The sequence below is a fragment of the Kineococcus siccus genome (assembly GCF_009906795.1).
GTDB classification, from domain to species: Bacteria; Actinomycetota; Actinomycetes; order Actinomycetales; family Kineococcaceae; genus Kineococcus; species Kineococcus siccus.
This window is the reverse complement of the sequence record NZ_JAAALN010000240.1, coordinates 1-5,966: the sequence shown is the minus strand read 5'-3', so window position 1 is coordinate 5,966 and position 5,966 is coordinate 1. Positions and strand designations below refer to the sequence as shown.

Annotated in this window: 4 protein-coding genes; 3 read left to right on the top strand and 1 reads right to left on the bottom strand. The window is 76.5% G+C overall.

What is annotated here, in order from left to right:
* Positions 1-198 precede the first annotated feature (198 nt).
* The 3 genes from GTR02_RS18985 (at position 199) to GTR02_RS18975 (ending at position 4,359) form a co-directional block, all read left to right on the top strand.
* Positions 199-1,662 (top strand): hypothetical protein, encoded by a 1,464-nt coding sequence (locus tag GTR02_RS18985; protein ID WP_166609049.1) that lies wholly within the window; start codon positions 199-201, stop codon positions 1,660-1,662.
* Positions 1,659-2,996, top strand: coding sequence for a lipopolysaccharide biosynthesis protein (locus GTR02_RS18980; RefSeq protein ID WP_166609048.1), 1,338 nt, complete (start codon positions 1,659-1,661; stop codon positions 2,994-2,996). The genes GTR02_RS18985 and GTR02_RS18980 overlap by 4 nt, the downstream gene beginning before the upstream one ends.
* Positions 2,997-3,087: 91 nt before the next feature.
* Positions 3,088-4,359 (top strand): Wzz/FepE/Etk N-terminal domain-containing protein, encoded by a 1,272-nt coding sequence (locus GTR02_RS18975; protein WP_166609047.1) that lies wholly within the window; start codon positions 3,088-3,090, stop codon positions 4,357-4,359.
* Here the strand turns inward: GTR02_RS18975 and GTR02_RS18970 are convergent.
* A complete protein-coding gene (locus GTR02_RS18970; protein WP_166609046.1) occupies positions 4,329-5,453 on the bottom strand; it encodes a glycosyltransferase in 1,125 nt (374 codons plus the stop codon). The genes GTR02_RS18975 and GTR02_RS18970 overlap by 31 nt on opposite strands.
* Positions 5,454-5,966 lie beyond the last annotated feature (513 nt).

Genomic DNA, 5,966 nt, shown 5'->3' with positions numbered 1-5,966 from the left:
CCCCCGGGCCCGCCCCTACACTCGGGGGACGCCACCGGCGTGGCTGTGGCGCCCGCCCCGCCCGGTGACCGACCAGCTGCGCCGGCCCGCCGTCCACGGACGCCGCGGGCGAGGTCCCGGTCGACCGCCACGCGCCGGGCACCGCGACGACCGACCGCCGGGCCCCGCCCGCCGAGCACTGCGAGAGGAGACCGGCCGATGGGCCCCAGCACCGTCCGCCGGTACCCGCCGCTGTCCGCCTTCGTCCCGCTGGCGGCCGTCGCCGCCGTCCCGGTGCTCGTGCTCGGGCTCGCGATGGGGCCGTGGCGGCTGCTGGTCCCCGCGCTCGTCGCCGGCATCGTGCTGCTGCTGCGCCCCAAGCCCACGACGGCCGTGGCCCTCGCCCTCGTGGCCCTGCCCCTGACGGCGCTGCTGCGCCGCCTCACCGCCGGCGAGGACGCCTACCTGCCGAGCGACCCGCTGGCCGTGCTGGCCGTGGCGCTCGCGCTGCCGGCCTTCGTGCTGCTGCGCGGCCGCGGCCGGGAGGCGCCCGGGTCGGGGTGGCTCGCGGCCTACCTCGCCTGGCTGGTCCTGACCGCCGGCCTGTCGACGAGCGGGTCGCTCGCCACCCGCGTCACGGGCTTCCTCATCGTCGCGGTGCCCGCGGGCGTCGGGTACCTCGTCGCCCGCGGCTGGGCGGAGGGCAGCGAGCGCATCGCCCTGCGCTCCCTCGTCGTGCTGGCGCTGCCGCTCGCCGCGTACGCCGCGGCCCAGTTCTTCGTCGCACCGCCCTGGGACATGGCCTGGCTCACGAGCGTGCGGGAGACGCTGGACAGCGTCGGCTCGCCGGTCGCCCGCGGCTTCCGCGTCTGGGGGACGATGGAGTCGCCCCTGAGCCTCGCCATGTACCTCGGCCAGGCGGTGCTCGCCCTGCTGTGCTGGATGCTCGCGCGCCGCGGGGAGCGGGGCGGGGCGGGGCGGTCGCTGTTCGTCACGGCCACCCTCGTCGTCGTGCTGCTCGCCCTCGTGCTGACGAGCGTGCGCAGCGTGCTCTTCGCGCTGCCGGTCCTGCTCCTGATGGTCGCGCTGCTGGGCCTGCTGCCGGTGGGCCGCGTGCAGGCGCTGCTGGCCGCCGCGGGCGTCACGCTGGCCATGGTCGTCGGCATCGGCTCCCTCGGCCTGTCCGCGACCGGCAGCACCGCCAGCCGGTACCAGCTCTCCTCGCTGGGCCAGGACCAGTCGCTGCTCGACCGGGCGCAGCTGCTCCCCGAGTTCCTGCGGGCCGCCGCCAACCCCGTCGGGACGGGACCCGGCAGCGCCGGCGCGGCCCAGAGCCTGACGGCCGGCGGCAAGGCCGTCGGCATCGACAACGGCTACCTCTCGCTGCTGCAGGAGGGCGGCGTCCTGCGCCTGGGCCTGTTCGTCGTCGTGCTGGGCCTCGCGCTCGCCGCCGCCGTGCGGGCCGCCCGTCGCGACCCGAAGGACGCCGGAGCCCTCTTCTCGATCACGGTGCTGGTGTTCTACGGCATCCTCGAGGCGTCCTCGGACGTCGTGAGCGGCACCGGCGCCTTCTTCTTCTGGATCTGCGTGGGGGCGTCCTTCGCCCGCGAGGGAGCCCACCGCCGGTCGCTGAGCTCGACCCCGGCCCCCGCCGGGGCACCGCCCGTGAAGGAGACCGCATGAGCACGCCACCCGCGGACCTGGGGGTGGGCGCCGACGTGCCCGGGACCGGCCGTCCGAGCCGCGTCCGCTCCGTCACGCACCTGATGCTCGCGGGCGGCGTGCTGCCCCTGGTCTCCCTGGCCACGGGCCCGCTGCTGGCCCGCGTGCTGGGCCTCGAGGGCCGCGGTCACCTGTCGGCCGTGCTCGCGCCCGTCGCCCTGCTGCCGTACCTGCTGTCGTTCGGCCTGGGCGACGGCGCCGCGTACCTGGTCGCGCGGCGCGGCCGCCGGCCCGGCGACGTGGCGTTCGTCCTCGGCGGGCTGGGGGCCGCCGCGGGCGCGCTCGGCGCCGGCGTGCTGTGGCTGCTCGCGCCGGTCCTGCTCGCCAAGTACCCCGAGGGCATCGACCTGCTGCGCCTGCTGGGGCTCACGCTCGTGCCGGCCATGGCGCTGTCGATCGTGCAGGCCACCCGCGTCGGCGAGGGGCGCTACGACCTCCTCGCGGCCGAGCGGTGGATCTCCGGGCTGTCCCGCCTGGCGGTCCTCGTCGGCCTCGCCGTCGGCGGTGCGCTCACGGTGACCAGCGGCGCCTGGGCCCAGGTGGGCGTCCTGCTGGTGGCGCAGCTGACCGCGCTCGTGGCGCTGTCGCGCCCGCGGGCCCGCTGGCGCGAGGCCAACGACATCGCCCGCTCCGGCGTCGCCTACGGCTCGCGCGCCTGGGGCGGCGAGCTGAGCGTGTTCATCGTCCTGCGCCTGGACCAGACGGTCATGCTGCCGCTGGCGGGCGCCGGCCAGCTCGGCCTCTACGTGGTCGCCGTCGCGCTGGCCGAGGTGCCGACGATGCTGCTGGGCGACCTGCGCCGCCTGCTCCTGACCGAGGTCGCGGCCAGCCGCGACGCGACCGTCGCGGCGCGCGCCTGCCGCCTGGCGCTGATCGCCATCGGCGTGCCCGTCGTCCTGGGCATGGCCGCCACGCCGTTCCTCATCCCCCTGCTGTTCGGGCAGGACTTCGCCGGGGCCGTGCCGATGGCCGTCGTGCTGCTCGGCGCGTCGATGTTCTCCGGGCTGAACCTGTTCCTCGGCGGGTCCATCAGCGCGCTCGGGCGGCCGGGCGCGCAGTCCGCGGCGCAGGCCGCCAGCCTCGTCGTGGCCGTCCTCGGCATCGGCCTCATCGCGCCGTTCGGCGGGATGGGCGCCGCGTGGGCGAGCCTCGCGTCCTACCTCACGGGCAGCGTCTTCATGCTCGTGCTGTTCCGCCGCCTCACGTCCCTGCGCATCCGCGACGTGGTCCTGCCGCGCCGCGCCGACGTCGCCTTCCTCGCGACCACCGCCCTGCGCACGGTGCGCAGGCGTTGAGCACCCCGTCCCGGCCCGTCGCCGGCACCCCCGCGCCAGACCCCGGACACCAGACCCCGAACACCAGGAGAGTGCGAGCACCGTGGGAACGATGATGCTGAAGGCGCTGCGGCGCCGGGCCTGGATCGTCGTGGTCTGCCTCGTGGCCGGTCTCGCCGCCGGCGTCGCGGCCGCCGCGCTGCTGCCGCGGACGTACGCGTCCACGACGCAGGTGTACGTGTCGCTGGCCCCGACGGCCACGGCCGCCGACGTGTTCGGCAGCTCGAGCTTCGTCGAGCAGCGCGCCCAGACCTACGCCGAGCTCGTGCAGGGCGAGAGCTTCGAGCGCACCGTCCAGACGACGACGGGGGCCGCGGAGAAGCCCGAGCTGACCGCGCAGATCAAGGACGACACCGTCCTGCTCGCCGTGACCGCCCAGGCCGACTCGCCCGAGCTCGCGCAGGCCGAGGCCAACGCGGCGGGCCAGCTGATCATCCAGCGCGCCGCCGCGCTCGAGGGCCGCACCGACGCCACGGCCACGCTGCTCCTGCAGGTCGTGGAACCCGCCAACCTGCCCGAGACCGCGGGCTTCCCGACGCCGCCCGTGCTCGTCGTCATGGGCGCCGTCGTGGGCCTCGCCGTCGGCGTCGCGGCGGCCGTGCTCGTCGCGCGGATGAACTCGACGCTGCGCCGCCCCGGCGACCTGCTGGACCTGTCGAGCTTCGAGCACACGACCTGGCTGCAGCGGCACGGGAAGTCCCAGGACGACGCGCACGCCCTCGTCTCCATGTACCGCCAGCTGGTCAGCTCCACCCGCGCGGACGGGCAGACCCTCATGGTCAGCGCGTGCACGCCGGCCGACGCGGACACCGCCACCGAGCTCGCCAGCGAGATGGCCGGCACCCTCGTCGAGGCCGGGCTGACCGTCGCGGTCGTCGAGCTGTCCCGCCTGCCGGAGTCGCCCCGGCCGGGCCTGAGCGACCTCATCGACGGCGCCCCGGTCGCCGTCGTGGCCGTCCCCCGCCGCGACACCGTGCGCATGCTGCACGCCGGCACGCACCCGCTGCGGGTCTCGACGGCCACGGGCGCGGAGATCGAGCGCTCACTGGCCGCGCTGCTGCGCGAGGTCGACGCGGTGATCGTGCTGGGCCCGCCCGTCGTCGCCGGCCGCCCGTTCCCGGCGGTGGCCTACGCCCGCGCGGCGGACGCCGTCCTGCTCGTCGGCACCCAGCGGCGCAGCACCACGCGCGAGGTCGAGGCCGCGTACGCGAGCGCGTCCGGCTGGCAGGCCCGCGAGGTCGAGGTCGTCGTCGCCGGCCCGCGGCTGCGCGCCCGCGGCACGCACGCGACGGCTCAGCGCGAGGCGGTCACCACCGCGCCCTGACGCTCCACCAGCGCCTCGCCGTAGACGCCCACCACGTCGACGGCGAAGCGGTGGATCGTCAGGTCCTCGAGACCCTCCGCGGCCGCGCTCGACAGCCGCTTCGCCAGCTCCTCGTCGGTCAGCACGGACACGACGTTGCGCGCGAGAGCGGCCACGTCACCGGGCTCGCACAGCAGGCCCGAGCGGCCGTGCTCCACCAGGGTCGGGATGCCGCCCGCCGTCGTCGCGACGGGGGCCAGGCCGAAGCTGCGGGCCTCCGCCAGCACCAGCGCGGCCACCTCCCGCCGGCTCGCCAGGACGAAGACGTCCGCGGCGCGCAGCCACGGGGCCGGGCGCGGGTGGAAGCCGACGACGTGCACGTGGTCGGCGTAGGACGTGGCCGCGACCCGGCGCTCGAGCTCGGTGCGGTCGGGGCCGCCGCCCACGTAGTACAGGTGGGCCGCCGGCACGGCCGCGAGCACGGCCTCGAAGGCCTCGAGCAGGTCGAAGATCCCCTTGTGCTCGTACATGCCGCAGACGGTGACGACGGCCGGGTGGTGCACCGCGGGCGCCGAGTCGTCGTCGGCGGCGGAGCGGGCGCCGCCGAGGATCCCCTGCCGGATCACGTCGAGGCGGCGGTCGCCGCGGCCCGGGACGAGGCTGCGCAGCCGCGCCGAGTCGTGGAAGGCGATCACGCGGTCGGCCAGCGCCATCGCGGCGACCCCGCGCTTCTCCTCCAGGTGCAGGGTCGCGACCAGCGCGTACGGGCGCCGCAGCCCGGCGCCCGCGAGGACGGCCCCCGTGAGGTTGTGCACGTGGACGACGTCGGGACGCAGCTGCCGGACGAGGAAGGCCCACCGGCGCCGCGCGCTGACGACCGAGCCGACCGTGCGGTCCTGGACCAGGACGACGTGGCGGACGCCGAAGCTCTCCAGCAGCCGCACCTGCCCGCCGCCGCGGCTGACGACGACGACGTCGTGGCCGAGCGCGCGCTGGGCGCAGGCCAGCTCGACCGTGCTGTTGTTGATGCCGTTGCCCAGGTCCTCGACGTCGTTGAGCAGGTGGACGATGGTCAGCGGGCGCTCCAGCCCGGCCACCCTGTCCCGGTCGTTCACCACTGCACTCTCCCCGCGTTCTCACCTCGGCGCCGCGGACCTCCCGCCGCTGGAGAGTCGCACTGTAGCGGCCGCGGGCGCGTCCTCCCGCGTGCCGCCGGCCCGTCCCGGCCCCGTCACCCGCCCGGGTGAACAGCACGCGCACGTTGCGTGCGGACGTGTGGTCATCGGCCCGGAAGGGTCCCCGAGCACCCGGCTGCGTGCCATGCTCCTCGGGCACCCGAGGGTGCGCTGGACGTCGCCGTCCAGGTCACCGGGGGGTGGCGTGCCGAGGGGGCCTGGGCACGTCGGGTCCCCGGTCCGGGGTCCGTGGGGCAGAGCAGGGTCGTCCGACCCGTCGAGTGCTCGTCGCCCGCGGACCCGGAGGCCACCAGGGAGGGGAACGCAGTTGCTGGACCGAGACGACCACGCCACGGGCGGGACGACGACGACGAGGAGCCGGGACCACGGCCCGCGTTCCGAGGGCGTCGCCCCGGCGACGCGGACCGCTCCCGCGCCGGGCACCGCCGCCCC

Bases quoted from the DNA above. Each gene is read 5' to 3' on its own strand.
- GTR02_RS18985 (WP_166609049.1), top strand. From the start codon at position 199: ATGGGCCCCAGCACCGTCCGCCGGTACCCGCCGCTGTCCGCCTTCGTC.
- GTR02_RS18980 (WP_166609048.1), top strand. From the start codon at position 1,659: ATGAGCACGCCACCCGCGGACCTGGGGGTGGGCGCCGACGTGCCCGGG.
- GTR02_RS18975 (WP_166609047.1), top strand. From the start codon at position 3,088: ATGATGCTGAAGGCGCTGCGGCGCCGGGCCTGGATCGTCGTGGTCTGC.